12 protein-coding genes and 3 pseudogenes are annotated in these 19,656 nt (G+C 56.6%); 11 read left to right on the top strand and 4 right to left on the bottom strand.

Going from position 1 to position 19,656, the window contains the following annotated elements; all coding sequences use genetic code 11:
- Window positions 1-3 precede the first annotated feature (3 nt).
- The 6 genes from CVU60_08465 (at window position 4) to CVU60_08440 (ending at window position 9,432) form a co-directional block, all read left to right on the top strand.
- Window positions 4-1,164, top strand: a complete 1,161-nt coding sequence (locus CVU60_08465; protein ID PKN42238.1) for a D-galactarate dehydratase — start codon at window positions 4-6, stop codon at window positions 1,162-1,164.
- A gap of 315 nt (window positions 1,165-1,479) precedes the next feature.
- Window positions 1,480-2,439: a tripartite tricarboxylate transporter substrate binding protein gene (locus CVU60_08460; GenBank protein ID PKN42237.1), complete on the top strand. Its 960-nt coding sequence runs from the start codon at window positions 1,480-1,482 to the stop codon at window positions 2,437-2,439.
- A gap of 55 nt (window positions 2,440-2,494) precedes the next feature.
- Complete coding sequence (locus tag CVU60_08455; GenBank protein ID PKN42236.1) at window positions 2,495-4,045, top strand: hypothetical protein; 1,551 nt, start codon at window positions 2,495-2,497, stop codon at window positions 4,043-4,045.
- The gene (locus tag CVU60_08450) at window positions 4,038-4,511 is read left to right on the top strand and encodes a tripartite tricarboxylate transporter TctB family protein (GenBank protein ID PKN42235.1); all 474 of its coding nucleotides are present in this window, start codon (window positions 4,038-4,040) and stop codon (window positions 4,509-4,511) included. The genes CVU60_08455 and CVU60_08450 overlap by 8 nt, the downstream gene beginning before the upstream one ends.
- A gap of 293 nt (window positions 4,512-4,804) precedes the next feature.
- On the top strand, window positions 4,805-8,494 hold the full coding sequence (locus tag CVU60_08445; protein PKN42234.1) for a pyruvate carboxylase: 3,690 nt from the start codon (window positions 4,805-4,807) through the stop codon (window positions 8,492-8,494).
- Window positions 8,495-8,607: 113 nt separating this feature from the next.
- The gene (locus tag CVU60_08440) at window positions 8,608-9,432 is read left to right on the top strand and encodes an inositol monophosphatase (protein PKN42233.1); all 825 of its coding nucleotides are present in this window, start codon (window positions 8,608-8,610) and stop codon (window positions 9,430-9,432) included.
- A 225-nt stretch (window positions 9,433-9,657) separates the two neighbouring features.
- On the opposite strand, the gene CVU60_08435 is transcribed toward CVU60_08440, so the two are convergent.
- The gene (locus tag CVU60_08435) at window positions 9,658-9,837 is read right to left on the bottom strand and encodes a hypothetical protein (protein ID PKN42232.1); all 180 of its coding nucleotides are present in this window, start codon (window positions 9,835-9,837) and stop codon (window positions 9,658-9,660) included.
- Window positions 9,838-9,901: 64 nt separating this feature from the next.
- Between CVU60_08435 and CVU60_08430 the strand changes: the two genes are divergently transcribed.
- Together CVU60_08430 and CVU60_08425 are read left to right on the top strand one after the other, a co-directional pair.
- On the top strand, window positions 9,902-11,437 hold the full coding sequence (locus tag CVU60_08430; protein ID PKN42231.1) for an ATP-dependent RNA helicase: 1,536 nt from the start codon (window positions 9,902-9,904) through the stop codon (window positions 11,435-11,437).
- Between the two features lie 14 nt (window positions 11,438-11,451).
- Complete coding sequence (locus CVU60_08425) at window positions 11,452-12,429, top strand: hypothetical protein (GenBank protein ID PKN42230.1); 978 nt, start codon at window positions 11,452-11,454, stop codon at window positions 12,427-12,429.
- Here the strand turns inward: CVU60_08425 and CVU60_08420 are convergent.
- A complete protein-coding gene (locus tag CVU60_08420) occupies window positions 12,426-12,623 on the bottom strand; it encodes a hypothetical protein (GenBank protein ID PKN42229.1) in 198 nt (65 codons plus the stop codon). The two genes, CVU60_08425 and CVU60_08420, sit on opposite strands and share 4 nt — an antisense overlap.
- Before the next feature lie 202 nt (window positions 12,624-12,825).
- Between CVU60_08420 and CVU60_08415 the strand changes: the two genes are divergently transcribed.
- Window positions 12,826-14,022, top strand: coding sequence for an aspartate aminotransferase (locus CVU60_08415; GenBank protein ID PKN42228.1), 1,197 nt, complete (start codon window positions 12,826-12,828; stop codon window positions 14,020-14,022).
- A 531-nt stretch (window positions 14,023-14,553) separates the two neighbouring features.
- Here the strand turns inward: CVU60_08415 and CVU60_08410 are convergent.
- Window positions 14,554-14,904: pseudogene (locus CVU60_08410) on the bottom strand (DNA-binding response regulator).
- 59 nt (window positions 14,905-14,963) lie between these two features.
- Between CVU60_08410 and CVU60_08405 the strand changes: the two are divergent.
- Window positions 14,964-16,203, top strand: a pseudogene (locus CVU60_08405) (IS3 family transposase).
- Between the two features lie 12 nt (window positions 16,204-16,215).
- Here the strand turns inward: CVU60_08405 and CVU60_08400 are convergent.
- A pseudogene (locus CVU60_08400) lies at window positions 16,216-16,524 on the bottom strand (DNA-binding response regulator).
- 1,066 nt (window positions 16,525-17,590) lie between these two features.
- Between CVU60_08400 and CVU60_08395 the strand changes: the two are divergent.
- Window positions 17,591-19,648, top strand: a complete 2,058-nt coding sequence (locus CVU60_08395; protein PKN42227.1) for a chemotaxis protein — start codon at window positions 17,591-17,593, stop codon at window positions 19,646-19,648.
- The last annotated feature ends 8 nt before the right edge of the window (window positions 19,649-19,656 follow it).

Here is a 19,656-nt window from a genome sequence, read left to right as displayed (position 1 = left end):
TCCATGCAGACCAAATTTTTCGGATATCGTCGTGAAAATGGCCGTGTCGGCATTCGCAACCATGTCGTCATCCTCCCTCTGGATGACCTGTCCAATGCGGCCTGCGAAGCCGTAGCCAACAACATAAAGGGCGTATTGGCCATTCCTCATGCCTATGGCCGTCTGCAGTTCGGTAAAGACCTCGACCTGCACTTCCGCACCCTGATCGGCGCTGGCTGCAACCCCAACGTCGCCGCAGTCGTGGTCATCGGCATCGAACCTCAGTGGACGAACAAGATCGTCGAGGGCATCGCCTCCACCGGCAAGCCTGTTTTCGGTTTCTCCATCGAGCAGAACGGCGACCTCAACACTATTGCCGCCGCCTCCCGCAAGGCCAAGGAACTCCTGCAGTGGGCCACCGAACTGCAGCGCACCGAGTGCGACGTGAAGGAACTCGTGGTCTCCACCAAGTGCGGCGAGTCCGACACCACCTCCGGCATCGCCACCAACCCCACCGTCGGCAACGCCTACGATAAGCTGTACGAGCAGGGTTCCACTCTGATTTTCGGTGAGACCACCGAACTGACCGGCGGCGAGCACCTCGTGCTCGAGCGCTGTATCAACGACGAAGTCCGCGCTGATTTCCAGAGATACTTCGACCGTTACGCAAAGGTCATCGACGACCACAAGACCAGCGACCTTTCCGACTCCCAGCCCACCAAGGGCAACATCGAGGGCGGCCTGACCACCATCGAGGAAAAGGCTCTGGGCAACATCCAGAAGATCGGCCGCAAGGCCCCCGTCGTCGGCTGCCTGGACCTGGCCGAAGCCCCGACCAGCAATGGTCTGTGGTTCATGGACTCCTCCTCCGCCGCTGCCGAAATGGTCACCCTGTGCGCCGCTGCCGGTGCCGTGGTCCACTTCTTCCCCACCGGCCAGGGCAACATTATCGGCAACCCGCTCCTGCCCGTCATCAAGCTCTGCTCCAACCCCCGCACCCTGCGGACCATGGAAGAGCACTTCGACGTGGACGTCTCCGGCCTGGTGCGCCGCGAGATCAACATGGACGAGGCCGGTGACAAGCTCCTGGAAATGATGATCAGCACCTGCAACGGCCGCCTGACCGCCGCCGAAGCGCTGGGCCATCGCGAATTCATCATGACCCGCTTGTACGAAAGCGCATAACCTCCTTGAATTCCCCCCTCTCCCGACACATACAGGGAGAGGGGGGAACCTTTTTTGACTCCAATGACAACAACATATCTCATAGTAAATTAGAATGAGAATGATTTATATGTTCTGGAAAAATTCAGTACAAAAGCTACAGGCAAAAAAGATTTTTCCGTATTTGCCGGTAATTATAAAATCTAACGCCTGACGCAGGCATATGCACATTTAATTTGCACAAAAAAAATATTTGTACTGACTTTTTCTATTATCACATATTCATAAGAAGTGCTTCGCATATCGCGATCACATTAATAATGAAAAGGAGTTGGTATGAAATTGCGCAAAAGCATGTGTCTTTTTTTGATGGCGCTCTTTATCTGTCTTGCTGCATCCGGCAACGTTTTCGCCAAATATCCAGACAAAGCGATCAACATGATCATTGCCTTCACGGCTGGCGGCTCAAGCGACGTACAGGCCCGGATCATGCAAAAGTATTGGAACAAATACTCTGATCAGCAATGGGTGTTCGTCTACAAACCCGGTGCCGGCGGAGCCATCGGTTTCGGCGAAATCGCAATGTCCAAGGCTGATGGCTACACCATCGGCGGCATCAACGTCCCCCACCTCGTACTCCAGCCCCTAGTCCAGAAAGCCCAATTTTCCACCGACGATTTCGCCTACATCTGCCAGGTGGTCAACGACCCCCAGGCCGTGGCCGTGCGCAATGACAGCAAGCTCAAATCCGTCAAGGATGTCTTCGAGTTCGCCAAGGCCAACCCAGGCAAGCTCAAAGTCGGCCTTGTCGGCCCCAACAGCGGTCATCACCTCATGTTTCTTGACGTGAAGGGCAAGTTCGACTTCCCGGTCACGGAAGTATTCTACAAAGGCGCTGCAGATCAGAACGCCGCGCTCCTTGGCGGCGAGATCGACGTCATGTTCGGCAACCTGAACGACGTCATGCGCAGCCTCGAAGAGATGACCGTGCTGGGCCTCGCCGCTGAAAAACGCAACGCGTTCCTGCCCGATGTCCCGACCCTGCGTGAAGAGGGCTATGACGTGGTGTCCGACATCCGTCGCGCTTTTGTCGCCCCCAAGGCCATCGACAAGGCGCAGCTCGACTTCCTGCGCGAGACATTCAAGAAAATCTGTGAAGACCCCGAATATCTGGCCGACATGAAAACCGCGGGTCAGCCCACGGAATACATGGATGGCGATGCATTTGCCGTCTACATCAAGCAACAGAGCGAGCTTGCCAAGGCTGCCCTTGAAAAGGCCGGCCTGCTAAAATAGTCCCCCTTCACCTATCGGGGAGGTCTCCCCTCCCCGATACTCTAAGGAGCATCGGATGATGGAATTCATTTGGCCCGCCATCGGGCACCTTTTCGAACCGCTCAATATTTTCCTCATGATCGTCGGGCTTACAGGCGGGATCATCGTCGGAGCCCTGCCGGGCCTGACTGCCACCATGGGCGTGGCCCTCATGGTCCCTGCCACCTTCGCCATGGACGCCACCAGCGGCCTGATCATGCTGGGTGCCATATATGTGGGTGCCATATATGGCGGATCCAATTCCGCCGTTCTCATATGCACTCCGGGCACACCCTCCTCCGTCGCCACGACTTTCGACGGATGGCCTCTTTGCAAGTCAGGACACGCCGACATCGGACTCTTCACCTCTCTGCTGTCATCCTCCTTTGGCGGAATTGTCGGGACTGTCATGCTGCTGTTCCTGGCCGCCCCCCTCGCCCGCTTCGCACTCAAGTTCGGCGGGCCCGAAAATTTCTGGCTTTGCATTTTCGGCTTATCGACCATTGCGGTCATGTCGTCGGGCAACATGGTCAAAGGGCTCCTGGGCGGCGCGCTGGGCCTTCTTGTTTCCACCGTGGGCATCGATCCCAACGTAGGTGTTCCCCGCTTTACATTCGGATACTACCCATTAGTGCAAGGAATAGAGGTCATCCCGGCCATGATCGGGCTGTTTTCGTTTTCGCAGGTTCTTTACCTGGTCGGTAGTCACAAACCGTTCCTTGCCGATTATGTGCCGACTCCCGGCGCACTCAAAAAAGTTTTCCACGCATTGACCTCAAGATGCAAAGTCATTCTCATGCGCTCCTCAATCATCGGGGGGCTGGTTGGCATGCTGCCTGGTGCCGGTGGGGAAATCGCATCCATCATCGCCTATAATGAATCCAAGCGCTGGGATAAACACCCGGAGCGCTACGGAACCGGCGTTGTCGAGGGCCTCGCGGCCAGTGAAAGCGCCAACAATGCCGTCATCGGCGGCGCGCTCATTCCAATGCTGACCCTTGGCATTCCCGGCAGCGCCGTGGCGGCGGTCATCCTTGGCGCGCTTCTGGCCAAAGGCATCCAGCCCGGATTCAAGGTCTTCACTGCCACAGGCGACCTTGCCTACACCTTCATCATGTCGCAGTTCGCCGTGAACCTGCTCATGATCCCGGTCGGACTCGTTCTGGCCCGAATCATGACAAAACTGCTCAGCATCCGCCTGACCTTCGTCGCCATCGGCATCGTGGTCCTGTCCGTCATCGGTGCCTATGCCATCCGCAACAGCATGCTCGACGTCTGGATTGTCATCGCTTTCGGCTTCATCGGTTACTTCTCGAACCTTGTGGGCCTGGATACCGGAGCCATGGCTCTGGGCATCATTCTTGGCCCCATGATCGAGGAAAACCTCGGCAGATGCGTGCATCTTTCAAAGGCTTCCGGCGGTTCCGTGATCAAGGTATTTTTCGAGAGTCCCATCGCCGTCCTGCTCATGGTCCTCACGGCGCTCTCACTGCTCACGCCGCTTTTTCTCGACTGGAAACGCAAACGCCTGGACGCCAAATGCGCATGCGCACCAACATCCTTGAAGGAGGGTCCCCCCCATGCGTAGCCGTACTTCCGATATCGCCGCCGGACTGGCCACTCTTGCAGTTGCCGGCATCTTCCAGGCTCAATGCGGGGACCTTGAGGGCGTAAGCCTGCTTTTCCCCCGGATGCTCATCATCTTCATGACCATTGGAGGCGTGTACATTTTCGCATCCGGCCTCCTGACCCCCAGGAAGCGTGCTGAAGACGCCCCTTGCGAACTCCCGGCCGAGGAACCGGTGGCAGTGAAGCGCGTGGCCATCATTGCCCTGGCCTCCATATTGTATGTGGGCATCATTCCGCTGCTCGGGTTTTATCCGGCCTCGGTGCTGTTCCTCTTTTGCATGGCCATGATCTTGAGCGACTCAGGCGTCACAACCGCCAGAAAGGCTCTGGCGTCGGCGATTTTTACCGTGATCCTGTGCGTTTCCGTCTGGGTGGGATTCGCACTGTTGCTGGGTGTTCCGACACCGCAAAGCATGTTCTTTTAGCCCTGCGCGCCCTTTTGTTACAACACCCCTGCCACACACGAATTCGAAAGGTGCGTGGCAGGGGTGAATTTGGTCAAAGAAGTCCGCAAAAAATAAAACTCCTGATCGGCACTTGCCATCTAAGCCTCTGAACATACGACTCTACGCTCTTTTCCCGATTTGAAGGACACTCCGCGCGACTTGCCGATTTCAGAGAATGACCGTACGCGACCCTGTATCGCACGGCACTGCCGAACCCAGATTCCGCCCCGAGTTCATGATTACGCTGCCAATTAACGTTTACGGAGAGATATATGTCGCTGACCCCACCCAGCTTTGAAGAAGTCACCCTGGAGATCCAAGGCAAGAAGATCCTGGTCGCCAACCGAGGCATCCCGGCCAGGCGCATTGTCCGATCCATCAAGGAAGTCTTTCAGGCCGTGCCAATGATCACGGCCACCGATGTGGACAAGACTGCCCCCTTTACCGCCGGCGCACAGGAACTCCTGCACCTTGGCGAGAATCATCGTGCATATCTTGATATTGACAAGGTCATCGCCATGGCCAAGGCCCGCGGTGTGGCCGCCATCCACCCAGGCTGGGGCTTTGCATCCGAGGATGACTCCTTTCCGGCCAAATGTGCCGACGCCGGCATCATCTTCATCGGTCCTTCGTCCGAAGCCATGCGTCTGCTGGGCAACAAGGTCCAGGTCCGGGCCCTGGCCCAGAAGATCGGAGTGCCCGTGGTGCCGGGTTCCGAAGGCGCAGTCACCATCGAGGAGGCCAAGCAGGTAGCGGCGCAGATCGGCCTGCCCATCATGCTCAAGGCCGAAGGCGGAGGAGGAGGACGCGGCATCTACGAAGTCTTCAGCGAAGGCCAGCTCACCGACGCCTTCGTCAAGGCCTCGACCCTGGCCCAGGCATCCTTCGGCAATCCACGCCTGTATGTGGAACGCCTGCTGACCTCGATCCGGCACATCGAAATCCAGGTCATTGCCGACAAGTACGGCAATGTCTTCGCCTTTGACGAGCGCGACTGCACGGTGCAACGAAATCATCAGAAGCTGGTCGAAATCACGCCCTCGCCCTGGCCGGGCATGACTGCGGAGCTGCGCGAACAGCTCAAGGAATATTCCCGCCAGCTGGTTCGCGCCGTGGGGTATTATTCCCTGTGCACGGTGGAGTTCCTGGTCGACGCGACGGGCCGGGCCTATTTGATCGAGGTCAACACCCGCCTGCAGGTCGAACATGGCATCACCGAATGCCGCTATGGCATAGACTTGGTCGAGGAGCAGATCGCCGTGGCCTTCGGGGCCAGGCTGCGCCTGACCGACGAGAACTGCACGCCCAAGAGCCACGCCATCCAGGTGCGCGTCAACTGCGAAGATCCCCAGAACAATTTTGCCCCCAACGCCGGCCGCATCACCCGCTACCTTTCTCCGGGTGGTCCCGGCGTGCGCGTGGATTCCTGCGTGTGCAGCGGGTACGAGTTCCCGTCGCAATACGATTCGGCCGCAGCCCTGCTCATCGCCTACGGTCCGCAATGGAACAAGGTGCTGGGGATCATGGAACGAGCCCTCGACGAATACACCATCGGAGGGATCAAGACCACGATCCAGTTTCACCGCCAGATCATTGCCCACCCCAAGTTCCGCGAAGGCGAGTACGACACCAATTTTGTGACGAACGCCCCGGAACTCATGGTCTACATGGACAAGGAATCCGAGGCCGTACGACTGTCCCGTCTGGTGGCCGAGATCTCGGCCCACGGCTACAACCCGCACGTCAAGCTCGGGGACTACCGTACCAGGGAAAGCAAGCGCATGGACCCCTTCAGGCCGTCCTTGCCCGGCGTTGAGCCCGAATACTACCAGTACCCCTACCCGCGCGGGGATCGGGACGCGATCCTGTCGTACGTGCGCGACTCCGGCCACGTCCATTTCACGGACACCACCGCCCGCGATATCACCCAGTCCAACTCAGGCAACCGTTTCCGGCTGGCCGAAGACCGCATCATCGGCCCCTACCTGGACAACTGCGGGTTCTTTTCACTGGAGAACGGCGGCGGGGCGCACTTCCACGTGGCCATGCTGGCCAACATGACCTATCCCTTCTCCGAAGCCAGAGAGTGGAACGAGTTCGCGCCCAAGACCCTGAAGCAGCTGCTCATCCGCTCCACCAACGTGCTCGGATACAAGCCACTGCCCCGCAACATCATGCGCCGCACCGGCAAGATGATCTGCGAGCATTACGATGTCATCCGCTGTTTCGATTTTCTGAACCACATCGATAACATGCGCCCCTTCGCCGAGATGGCCCTGGCTTCCAGCAAGAATATCTGGGAACCGGCCATCTCCCTGTCCTTTGCCAAGGACTTTGACGTGCCGCATTATCTGGGCGTGGTGCGGGAGATCATCGACATGAACGCCGAGATCCTGGGCTGCTCCAGTGACGCTGCGGAAAAAACGTTCATCCTGGGTCTCAAAGACATGGCCGGGTCATGCCCGCCGATCTTCATGACGAACCTGGTCACGGCCATCCGCAATGCCCACCCCGATCTGGTCCTGCACTACCACCGCCACTACACCGACGGCCTCTTCGTTCCCGCCGTGGCAGCGGCAGCCAAGGCCGGTGCGCACATCGTGGACACGGCCATCGGTGCTTCGGTGCGCTGGTACGGCCAGGGCGAGGTGCTCTCCACGGCAGCCTACATCGAAGAACTGGGCCTCAAGACCAATCTGAACAAGGACATGATCCGCACCACCGGCTTCGTGCTCAAACAGATCATGCCCTACTACGACCGCTACACGGCTCCCTACTTCCAAGGCATCGACTACGACGTCATCGAACACGGCATGCCCGGCGGCGCGACCTCCTCCTCTCAGGAAGGGGCCATGAAGCAGGGCTACATCCACCTCTTGCCCTTCATGCTCAAGTTTCTGGCCGGAATCCGCAAGATCGTGCGCTACCACGATGTCACGCCCGGCTCGCAGATCACCTGGAACACGGCGTTCCTGGCCGTGACCGGTGCCTACAAGCGCGGTGGGAGAAGAGGCTTGCGCAAGCTCTTGTCCGTGCTGGACCAGGTGGTCACGCTGCCTGAAGAGGCGCTGACCGACGAGATCAAGACCGAGCGCCTGAAGATTTACCAGGACGCCAATGACGCTTTCAGGAATCTGCTGCTCGGCAAGTTCGGCCGCCTGCCGCTCGGATTCCCGCAGGACTGGGTCTATGAGTCGGCCTTCGGGCCCGAGTACCGGGAGGCCATCGCCCGGCGGACGGAATGTTCCCCGCTGGCGACGCTTTCGGATGTGGACGAAACCAAGGAATTGCAAAGCCTGGCCGAACACATCGGACGCATCCCTACGGAAGAAGAGCTGCTCATGTATCTGAGCCATCCCGGCGACGCCCTGACGACCATCAAGTTCGTGGGTCAATACGGAGACTGCAACCGCCTGCCCCTGCATGTCTGGTTTGAAGGCATGGAAGCCGGGGATGAGATCATGTTCAAGGATTCGACAGGCAAACATCATGTCCTGTCCTTGCAGCACATTTCCCGCCCCGACGACATGGGCATGAGTCTGGTCTCCTATACACTGGATTCCGAATCCTTCACCCAGCAGATCAAGGTGGCCGATGCCACGGGCAAGAACGAGAACGCGACGGAGATGGCCGACCAGAACGACCCCTATCAGGTCGGCTCGCCTTCCAGCGGGGATTTGTGGGTCATGCTCGTCAAACCGGGCGACATGGTCAAAAAAGGCGAGGAACTGTTCAACATCTCCATCATGAAACAGGAAAAGTCGATCTTGGCCCCTGTGGATGGCATGGTGGAACGCGTCCTCAAATTCGCCGACTATCAGGAAGACAAGATCATGGTGCCGGTCAAGGAAGGGGAATTGCTGGTCGTGCTTGTGCCGGCGCCCCGTAAATGTCCGACCTGCGCGGCTCCCGTGACCAGGGAGGAGTTCAAGTTCTGCACCTCCTGCGGCCAGAAGGTATAAACGCAAAAGGGGAGTGGAAAAGCGTCGTCAGGACGCTCTTTTTGCTCCCCTTTTTTTTGCGACCGCACAGTCTGAAGATTTTGCGGACGCGACTCCATCATAGGAATTGAATCATGCCGTCCCCGAAAAGCCCAACGCGCATTGAAGAGCTGGTTGATCTTGACGCGACCCTGGCGGCAGCCTTCGAAGCCGCAGGCGAGGCCTGCGCGATCCTCGTCCAGGGGCAGAGCCAACTCACCGAATGCATGGTCAAGACCAAAAGTCCGGGCGATGTGACCACAATCATCGATCGCCGGGCCGAAGACGCCATCCGCGATCGCTTGCAGGCCAGGTTCCCCGAGTTCGCCTTCACCGGCGAAGAAGGCGGCACCAGCGGCCAGTCCCGCTGCCGCTGGATCGTCGATCCTCTCGACGGGACCATGAACTTCGTACACGGTTTTCCCTTCTATGCCGTCTCCCTTGCCCTCACCGTGGACGACAGGATCGTCCTGGGCGTTGTCGCCGACCCGGTTCGCGACGAGACCTTTCACGCCCTGCTCGGGCGCGGAGCCTTTCTAAACGGCAAACCCATCCATGTTTCAGCCACCAAAGAACTGGAAAAGGCTTTGGTCGGCACGGTGGTCCCTCCGCCACGCTGGCCGGGGCATGATGCATACCTGCAACGATTCTGCCGCATCTCCAGAAAGGCGGCAGGCATCCGGCGTGCGGGCGCAGCGGCCCTGGACCTGGCCTATGTCGCGGCGGGCCGATTGGACGCCTTCTTTGTCGAAAGCCTGAAGGCATGGGACATCGCGGCAGGGATGCTCCTGGTCACCGAAGCCGGGGGCAGTACCGCGGACATTTTCGAAGAAGGCTCACCGCTCGTATCCAATCGCCTCGCCGCCGCAAACGGACATCTCCTGCCGGCATTGCTTGGCGAACTGGCGGATCGAATCTGAGCACAGAAAATCAGACTTTTTTTATCTGCTTATCCTGTTTTTCCTTTTTCTTTTCCGCGTTTTTGCTTTCTTTCTGCTTCTGCATCTTGTTCTTGTCTTTTTTTCCGCCCTTGTCGCCCATGATCCGCTCCCGGGTATGAAAGATCACATTCACTCAAAGACTCCAGATTTAATGCCGCTGCCAAGGCGTTAGAAAATCGGAGCAGCCACAGTTAAAATACAGATTCAAATAACACGTCGGAATTCAAGCGGCAATATATTCATAATATTCCGAAATATTGATATTCTGAACCTGCTTTCCGCCTCATTCGCCATTTGCCCCGCAGAGTGGACACTCTCGCCGGAACTGACTAGAGAATGGCTTGCGAACGCGTTCAAATCAGCATCCCATTTTTCGGACTTCATCCAATCTCCGGACATCCCGGTTCGCCCACACACATTTTTCATCACCCACCTTTGAAGGAATATTATGTCATTTGATCAACTTGGCCTGCGGGTCGAACTGCTGAAAGCCGCCAAGAACAAAGGCTACGACACCCCCACCGCCATCCAGGCCCAGGCCATACCCGTCATCATCTCCGGACGGGACGTCCTGGCCCGCGCACAGACCGGAACGGGCAAAACTGACGCCTTCGGCCTGCCCATCGTCCAGATTCTGGGTCAGGCACGCGGCAACGGCCATCACCCCCGCGCCCTGATCCTCACCCCCACGCGGGAACTGGCCTTGCAGGTCGGCGAAAGCATCAAAGGCTACGCCCGCAAGGTCTCCCTGCGCTGCACCGTGGCCTTTGGCGGAGTGCGCATCGAACCCCAGATCGCGCGACTGCAACGCGGCATCGACATTCTGGTGGCCACCCCCGGACGCCTGCTTGACCTCGCAAACCAGGAACACCTGAACCTTGCGTCCATCGAATTCCTGGTCTTTGACGAGGCCGACAGGATGCTCGACCTCGGATTCAGCGGCGAGATCAACGCCATCGTGGACCTCCTGCCCACCGATCGCAGGACCATGCTCTTCTCGGCCACCTACACGCCGCAAATCAAGGCGCTTGCCGCGAAGATGCTAAAAAATCCCGAGTATATAGAGATTACACCGGACACCACTGCGGCCGAAGCGGTCGTGCAGAAGGTGCACATGGTGAACAAGGACAACAAGCTGCCCTTGCTGCTGCACCTCATCGAAAAGCAGCAGCAGGACCGCATCCTGGTCTTCGCCCGTACCCGCACCTGGGCCAACAGACTGACCGACAAGCTGGCTGCGCACGGGATCAGCGTCGCGGCCCTGCACGGCAGCAAGAGCCAATCGCTCAGGAAGCGGACCCTTGAAGAATTCAAGGACGGCAAGCTCCACATCCTCGTGGCCACGGACGTTGCCGCGCGCGGTCTCGACATCAGCAACCTGCCTTTCGTGGTCAACTACGACATCCCCAATTCTCCCGAAGACTACGTGCACCGCATCGGACGCACTGGTCGCGCAGGGGTCAGCGGCATCGCCGTCTCCCTGGTCAGCCCTGAGGAGCACAACCTTCTGCTGGCCATTGAAACCCTGTTGCGCCACAAGATTCCCGTCGAAGCGGTCAAGGGATTTACGGAAGACAGCGATCTCCCCGATTTCGTGCTCTACCGTCCCGGCAACATGAAAAGCGAGAGAAACGCCCCGAAGGAAATCAAGGCGCTGGTGGCCAAGAAGTCGGACGCCAAACTGCGCGTCCAGGGCCGAAGCAAGAAACCCAAGGACGCAAAGCCCGAATCGACGACGCGCGGCAAGAAAAACGAAAAATCAGGCTCACAGAATGGACCCGACACGAGTCCGAAGCCGGATTCGAGAGGGCGCGGCGGACAAGGCAGAAAAAGAGATGACGACCGGTCCGGGACCGGCGCCCCGAAAGCCCGCGACTCGCGCGGCGGTTCAGGCACGGAACGGCCCGGGCGCGGTGGACGCCCCGCCAAACCGGCCCAGACCGGCAGGCAGGGACGGCCCTCCCGCGGAAACAAACGCGGCTGACGCCAGCACGCAGCATGGACAAGGTTCTCTTTTCCCTGGCCATCATCGTCACCGGTCTGGGCCTGGGCTGGCTCGTCCGAATGGCCGTGGACAGAGGACGGCTGCGGCTGCCTGTCGACATGGCGCGACTGCGCGTCGGCCTGCAGAAAACGGCGCTCTTGTGGGTTCTGCCCCTGACCTATTGCGGGGCGATCTGGAACCTGTCCCTCAGGGACGTGGAACTGGTGGCCATGCCCTTCGTTGGGGGCACGGTCTTCCTGACGGGGGGCTTTTTAGCTCTCGCCGCAGCCAAGCCTCTGGGCCTCAGCGCGCGCCAGACCGGGGCCTTCTACTGCTGCGGATCGTTCACCAACATCGGCGCCGTGGGGGCCATGGTCTGCCACACCTTCCTGGGCGAAGCGGCCTTCGCCCTGGTCCCGGCCTACAAACTCTTCGAAGAGATCGTCTATTTTTCCTTCGGCTTTCCCCTGGCAAAAGCCTACGCTGAGGGAGGAAGACAGGGCGGCGGGGCCATGGCAGGCCTGCGGCGCGTGGTGACCGACCCCTTCATCATCGTGGCCCTCTCCTCCATGCTGCTGGGAGGAGTCCTGAACCTCTCCGGACTTGAGCGTCCCTCTTTCTTTCCGCTGCTCAACAGCATTCTCGTGCCGTTGGGGTCGCTCATGATGCTCTTCTCCATCGGCCTGGCCATGCGTTTCACACGCCTGGGAACGTATCTGCGGGAGTGCGCGGTCATCACGGGCATCAAATTCGTGTGCATGCCCATTTTGGCCACAGGTGCCGCAGCAGCCCTGGGATTCGGGAGCATCATGGGCGGCGCGCCCCTCAAGGTCGTGCTCATCCTTTCATCCATGCCCGTGGCCTTCACGGCCCTCATCCCGCCCTCGATCTACGATCTGGACATCGACTTGGCCAATGCCTGCTGGTTCACCTCCACCCTGGCCCTGATCGTGGTGCTGCCCATGCTGTACTGGCTGACCGGGATCATCTAATCCTCCGGTCTCCTTGACACGGTGTTCTTTCTCTCCACCCCGGCGAAGCGTTGCCTCTCACCTCTGAAAACCTCTACCACCTTTACGTGCACGTTAACGACAACGACGACAGATGGCACAGGGATTACTTCTGCAACATCAAACATTACCTTGAATACGTTGAGTTCCTCAATTACCTTCGATGCTATGGGCACAACGGTTATCTGACGTCGGACACTTCGCCTGCCGCGGGGACATCAAACGCACCTTCGAGGCCAACGCCCCCCTGACCACTGCCGTTTGCACCATGCTGGACAACGTCGAGAACGAGTTCTCCAGTCTCATGCACGCCAGAGGCTATCTCGCAACATGACTAATGATAGAATCCGAAGTTTTCAAACTCAAGTGAGGGCATCCATGTTCATTGCAGACAGAATTGCACGACTCGGCACCGAAACGGCCTTTGCCGTTGCCGGCCGCGCCGCGGCGCACAAGGCCGCAGGGCACGAGGTCTTCCCTTTTCACCTGGGCGACCTGAACATCCCGACGCCCCAAAACGTCATGGACGCGGCTTGCCGCGCCATGCGCAACGGAAAGACCGGCTATTGTCCAAGCCCCGGCATCCCCGAGCTGCGCGACGCCCTGGCGCAGGACGTGAGCGCGGCAAGAGGCTTGGATTACGCCATGGAAAACGTGGCCATCCAGCCTGGCGGAAAGCCGGTTATCGGGAAATTCATCATGGCCTGCGTGAACCCGGGCGATGAAGTGCTCTACCCCAATCCGGGCTACCCCATTTACGAATCCCAGATCGAATACCACGGCGGAGTCGCCGTGCCCTATCGCTACATCCGGGACGGTAGCGGCTTTCATATCGATCTTGACCATCTTGAAAGCCTCGTCACCCCGCACACGCGAGCGATCATTATCAACGACTTGCAAAATCCCCTGGGTGCCCAGTGCTCAGACGCTGAACGCGAACGTCTGGCCCATCTGGTCATGCGCCACAATCTGTCCGTACTTCTGGACGAGGCCTATTTCGACATCCGCTACGGCGGGAAAAGTTCCTCACTGGCATCCATTCCGGGCATGCAGGCACGAAGCGTCATCCTCTACACCTTCTCCAAAAAGTTCGCCATGACAGGCTGGCGTCTTGGCGCAGCCATCGGACCAAGGGCCGTCATCGACATCATCTCCAAGCTCAATGTCAACGACGAGTCCTGCTCCAATCACTTTGTGCAGCACGGCGCCCTTGAAGGTCTGACCGGTGACCAGTCCGGCCCCCTGGCCATCCTGAAAACGCTCAAGGAACGTCGCGACACGGCCGTGGAGCTTTTGAATTCCATGCCCGGAGTGGACTGCCCAAGCCCCGAGGCCACCTTCTATCTTTTCCCCGAGGTCACGGAACTGATGGCCCGCAAGGGCTTTGGAGACGACTACGCGCGGTTTGCCGAAGACATCCTGGTCAAGACGGGCGTCTCGCTGTGCACACGCCTGCACTTCGGCCGCCCGTTGCCTGGGGAAACGCGCCGCTTCGTGCGTCTGGCCTATTCCGGCATCGACACGGAGGGGATCCGCAAAGGCCTTGCCGCCTTGAAAGCCTATGCGGCAGAATAGCCGCTACTCCAATCCGGCGCACCATGTTCCGACAAAAGGCAGGCTGACAAGGCCTGCCTTTTGCTTTCTGTCCTGACTCAAGGCCTCGGCGGCTCACGAAAAACACGACTGTCTCAAGATTCATGACCACAGTAAAACAAGCAACATATTCCCGCAAAATTTGCCATGCACGCTACCCTGATAACCAGAATCGTTCAGCGAGCATCGTTTTGAATGTCGTCACTACAACAAGTCGTCATCTCCTTGGAGAACGAAATGCATTTTCAAATAGTTGAAAAAAGGGTTTACACGCAAGCTTGCATGATCATCCTTCATGCCGGGCACATGTTCAAGGAAATGACAATCAGGATTCTTCCTGACTTTTTGCAGTGAAGTTTTGAATGTAATATTGGCAGAGCAACGAAATGAAAGAATATGTATTTTTATATCTAAATAAAAAAAATCAAATTACTAAAAATACATATAATTATGCAGAAAATAGTAAAATAAATTTATATATAACACTTAACATCAAACAAAAAAATTTAAAATTTAATCAGTCTCGTCCATTATCGTATCCAAAACATAAAATTTTCTTTGACGCAGTTCTAAAAGATTATGAATTCCTAGCTTCATGAGAATATTTGATCTGTGTTTGTTTACTGTCTTGATGCTGATGAAAAGAGCATCCGCGATCTCCTTGCTTTTCTTTCCGTCGATAATAAGCCTGACAATTTGTTTTTCCCGTACGGTAAGATTTTGAAGAGGAGGAAGAGAATTTCGATGATGGTTCACCAGAAGATAATCTTCGACAATAATCTTTGCCAGTTTCGGACTTATGAATACCTCGTTTTTCAAGGAATAGTGAATCCCCAAGAACAACTCTTCCGGACCCGAACCCTTTGGAGTAGCCCCCAATTGGACCGGACACCCTGCCAACCTTAAGAGGTAGTGCAAGGGGTATGTCCAGACATAGTGCTAACGACTATTCAACCGTAGAAGTCGTCAATATGGTTCATCGCCGCCGATGGTCGGTTGCGGACAAGGTTCGAATGGTAGAAGAAGCATCCCTACCGGGGATGAATGTTTCGTATGTGGCCCGTAAGTACGGCATCGCTCCGAATCTTCTTTTTCGATGGAGAAAGCTCATGAGCGATGGCGGTAAAGTTGCGGTCCAGGCTGATGAACAAGTTGTGAGTGCCAGTGAAGCCAAATCATTGAAAAAGCGAGTCCGGGAACTCGAACGAATTCTTGGCAAAAAGACCATGGAAGTCGAGATCTTGAAGGAAGCTCTCGATATCGCACGCGAAAAAAAACTGATCTCGCGCACGCCGTTGCCATTCGAGGACGATTCCCTGTGAAGCGTATTGCGGAGGCGATGGAGGTGTCCCGGTCTCGCCTCATGGAACGCTTAGGCGACACGAAAGTTGTGCGGCACGGGCGATACCAAAAAAATCAGGATGAAGAGCTGCTCTGCCTGATCCGCGAGATTCTCGATGAACGAAAGACGCTCGGATATCGTCGCGTCTTGGTATATTTGAATCGGCGCCTAGAGGCCGAAGGATGCGCCAGAGTGAACCACAAGCGTCTTTATCGAATCATGCACGTAAATGGGTTGCTACTCGCCAAGCATAGCGCAAAGCGACCGGATCGGACTCACGACGGCAAGGTCATAACCTTGAGGCGAAACACCCGCTGGTGCTCTGATGGATTCGAGATTTGCTGCGACAACCGCGAGATTGTACGCGTGGCCTTTGCGCTGGATTCCTGCGACCGAGAAATCATTGGTCATGTTGCCACAACAGGAGGCATTTCTGGCTCAATGATTCGGGATCTGATGCTCGAAAGCGTAGAGCGGCGTTTTGGCTTGGCGGCAACACCCCATCCAGTGGAATGGCTTTCGGATAACGGATCCTGCTACACCGCACGGGAAACGATGGAGTTTGCCTCGTGGATTGGCCTGGTGAGCCGTTTTACGCCTGTCAGGAGTCCCGAGAGCAACGGCATGGCTGAAAGCTTCGTTAAAACCTTCAAGAGGGATTACGTCCACGCCAATGAATGTCAGGACGCAGTCTCCGTGATGAAAATGCTGGCGACGTGGTTCGAGGATTACAACGCGAGTTCGCCCCACACAAGGGGCTGCGGATGCTTTCGCCAAGGGAATTCATCCGCCTTTCAGCAACCGCAGAGTGTCCGGTTTAATAGGGGCAACTCCACATAGGCATTGGCGCCAAGGGCCAATGCCTGAAAAAGCAGATCGTTCTCTTCGCAGATGGTCAACAGGACAACGGGAGTCTTCGGCGAGACCTGTTTCAACTGCCGCAAGACTTCCGTTCCGGGAATATCGGGAAGTTGCAAATCGAGCAGAACAACATCCGGATGAACCGCCTCAAAAAGACTGACTGCATCCTTTCCACTCCCTGTGTCGGCTTCAATGCTGAAGCTACCACGCATCTCGATCATTGTTTTCAGCCCTTTGCGTAACAATAGGTCATCTTCAACCAGAAGAATCTTTTTTTTCATGACCTTTCTCCGTAAAAAGTAAAATTCATCATCCCTCATGAAACTGGCTTTGCGCTGTATTAAGTTTAGGATTCATTTAGTATTTTAATACTGCATTATCAATTATGAACACACAGTGAAAAACATAACAGTTAATGTTATATTTTATATATACACAATATTGAAAATTAAATTATTTATTTGAAATAATAAAAATTATTACGCTGATTTATTCTTACAAAGATAATAAAAAAAACAATCATAAAATTACAAAATTAGCGTTAATGAGTACTTACATTACTTGCATATACTTCTTAGCTACAATGCCTAATCGATGGTATTTTCATTAACGCGTCCCTACACATTTTAATTGGTACTTAATCGATAAATTCTGCACAAAGGAGAATGAATTTGTCATAGCCCCTCCACACCCCCCAAGAAAAATTCCGCCAATACACTGTAATGTCGATCAAAAATTTCCATCCACAGCAAACATGAAATTCATTGTCCCGCACGAAACACTCATGCCCAGAGGTCCCAAGGACACAAAACAAGCCCCAAAGGGCGGCAAAAAAACTAGGCACAGGTGAGTACGAATCCAAGACAAAAGGAATATTTGACCAACTAATTTTAACTGGCGCCTCCTTTTCTTGATGAAGTGCGCAAATTCGCTCACGGATTACCCGAAATCAGACACGTCATGAAGGGTGATGCGAAATAAAATTTGCACACACGGCGCTCAATAATTTTATTATTTAAAATCAGGATATTGTCGATTTTTATTCCCTGCCGGGCGCGTGGAACGTTCCTTGCTTTTGGATACTCACAAACGGCGCGCCGATCTGGCGCGTCGTCTCTGATACTCACTAGTCAATTCATCCTGAGCAAGGCTGAACCAGGCGAATCATGTCTTCCTTCACCCCGATGAGCCTCCGGTCGAGATGGCGGGCGCCGATGTGGGATTCAGGTGCGATGTCGCCGATCCTGGTCGACGGTGACCTAGCCGCGCCCGGCGGCCTGCTTCTGCATTTTGTTGGTGTGGCGCATTCTGAGAACCGTGAGGAAACTGTGTTACTTGGAGAATTGAATGAAGAATGTGAAATTGAGCATCAAGCTGATTGGCGGGTTTGTTATAACGGTCCTGATCACTCTTGCGATGGGAATGCAGGACAGAGCGGGGCTGAACATGCTCGAAGGCCAGATCAACTCGCTGGCGGAAGTCGAAATGACTGCCGTGCAGGATGTCATGGCCGTAGGTACGCTGCAGCAAATGGTGCGCAGCAATCTGAACATGCTCCTTGCGCAGACCATGAGCAGCGAAGAGCGGCAGGATGTCCATCTCCAGTTAAAAACGCTACAGGCGCAGATGCGGGACAGGCTTGAAACGCTCAAGACGCGTCCGGGCCTTGGCGAAGATGTTCTCGCAGAAGTCGAGAGCATGGAAAGCGCTCTGGGCTCATGGATCGAGTCGACGGAGAAAATAATTTCGCTTTCAAATGAACTGGTTCTCATGGACGTCACCGAACCGGATGCTCTCGCGTCTGTCCTCATCTCGCAGTCTTCCTGGTACTATGAACTCATGGACAAGGTCGCCCGGCTGATGCTCTTTGAAACGCCGTTCCCGGGCGGCGAGAACGCGGAGGAATCCCCCCTCGGGCAGTGGCTGCAAACCTTCACCTCCAAGAACAAGGATATCACCGGCCGCATCGATCGCTTCAAGCCCGTGCACCTGTCCTTGCATGCGTCCATAGCGGAGATCAAGGAACTGGTCGCAGCCGGCGACATGGACGGCGCACGGGAGGCTTACCAGCGCAAGGCCCGACTGAGCGCGAGCAATCTCTTCGGCATTTACTTCGAACTCATGAATATCAGCTCCCAGGCTCAGCAGAAATTTCAGACCATGATCAGCCTGTCGGAGACGAAGGAGGCGGTCGCCCGTGGGGAAGTGCAGAAGAATCTGGATCGGTTGATGACGATGGTGAACGGTAGCGCCGCCGCCCAGGTCCAGGCTGCGCGGGATACCGCGGCCTCCGTCAAGCTTCGTTCGGCCATTATGGCCGGTGCGGGCGCGGTGCTGGGGCTTTTGATTGGGATTGTCCTGACCAGGGCCATTACGGTTCCCCTCTTCAAAGGTGTGGAACTGGCGCGCGCCATGGCGGACGGAGACCTGAGCCGGACCATGGACGTGCGGCAGAATGACGAAATCGGAACGCTGGCCAACGCCTTGAACGAGATGGTGCTCAATCTGCGGCGGATGATGGGGGAGGTTGCCGGAGAAGTGGCGTCCGTGACCTCCTCGTCGGTTTCACTGGCTGGAATCGCAGAGCAGGTCACGGACGGTGCGACGCTCTCGGTGCAGCGTTCCCGCCAGGTTGCCACCTCGGCCGAGGTGATGAGCGATAATCAGAATTCCGTGGCGGTGGCCATGGAGCAAGCTGCAATCAATGTGACTACCGTCGCCACGGCCGCCGAGGAGATGAGCGCGACCATCTCCGAGATCGCGGCGAACTCGGGCAAGGCCAAGAATATCACGGACCAAGCAGTGCGCCAGGCCGGCGAGGCTTCGACCCGGGTCCACGAACTGGGCGCGGCGGCCTCCGAGATCAGCAAGGTCACTGAATCCATCACGGCCATTTCATCCCAGACCAATCTGCTGGCGCTGAACGCGACAATCGAGGCTGCCCGGGCTGGAGAAGCGGGCCGGGGGTTCGCCGTTGTGGCCAATGAGATCAAGGAACTGGCCCAGCAAACCGCCCTGGCCACGGAGGAGATTCGAGCCAAGATTCAGGGCATCCAGCGGGCCACCGATGTGACCGTCACGGAAATCGCCAACATTGCCAAGGTCATCGCCGATGTGGATTCGATCGTCGCCACCATTGCCGTGGCCGTGGAGGAGCAATCGGTGACGACCCGTGACATCGCGGCCAATGTAGGCCAGGCGTCCAGGGGCATTGACGAAGTGAACGGAAACGTGGCCCGGGGCTCGTCCGTGTCCAGGGAGATAGCCGCAGACATTTCGGATGTCTCGGCGCAAGCCGGGGAAATTCTCGTTTCGAGCGAGCAGGTCAGGCTGAGCGCCGCGGGACTGTCGGAAACGGCCGTAAAACTCAAGGACCTCATCTCCAGGTTCAGACTGGAAGCCTGAGCGTTGCG

The sequence above is a fragment of the Deltaproteobacteria bacterium HGW-Deltaproteobacteria-18 genome, assembly GCA_002841885.1.
GTDB lineage: Bacteria > Desulfobacterota > Desulfovibrionia > Desulfovibrionales > Desulfomicrobiaceae > Desulfomicrobium.
Note: the sequence above shows the minus strand (reverse complement) of the source record. Positions and strands in the feature narration are given on the sequence as shown.

Coding starts and splice junctions, on each gene's coding strand:
- CVU60_08465 (PKN42238.1), top strand. CDS start 4: ATGCAGACCAAATTTTTCGGATATCGTCGTGAAAATGGCCGTGTCGGC.
- CVU60_08455 (PKN42236.1), top strand. CDS start 2,495: ATGATGGAATTCATTTGGCCCGCCATCGGGCACCTTTTCGAACCGCTC.
- CVU60_08415 (PKN42228.1), top strand. CDS start 12,826: ATGTTCATTGCAGACAGAATTGCACGACTCGGCACCGAAACGGCCTTT.
- CVU60_08445 (PKN42234.1), top strand. CDS start 4,805: ATGTCGCTGACCCCACCCAGCTTTGAAGAAGTCACCCTGGAGATCCAA.
- CVU60_08430 (PKN42231.1), top strand. CDS start 9,902: ATGTCATTTGATCAACTTGGCCTGCGGGTCGAACTGCTGAAAGCCGCC.
- CVU60_08435 (PKN42232.1), bottom strand. CDS start 9,837: ATGAAGTCCGAAAAATGGGATGCTGATTTGAACGCGTTCGCAAGCCAT.
- CVU60_08450 (PKN42235.1), top strand. CDS start 4,038: ATGCGTAGCCGTACTTCCGATATCGCCGCCGGACTGGCCACTCTTGCA.
- CVU60_08395 (PKN42227.1), top strand. CDS start 17,591: ATGAAGAATGTGAAATTGAGCATCAAGCTGATTGGCGGGTTTGTTATA.
- CVU60_08425 (PKN42230.1), top strand. CDS start 11,452: ATGGACAAGGTTCTCTTTTCCCTGGCCATCATCGTCACCGGTCTGGGC.
- CVU60_08440 (PKN42233.1), top strand. CDS start 8,608: ATGCCGTCCCCGAAAAGCCCAACGCGCATTGAAGAGCTGGTTGATCTT.
- CVU60_08460 (PKN42237.1), top strand. CDS start 1,480: ATGAAATTGCGCAAAAGCATGTGTCTTTTTTTGATGGCGCTCTTTATC.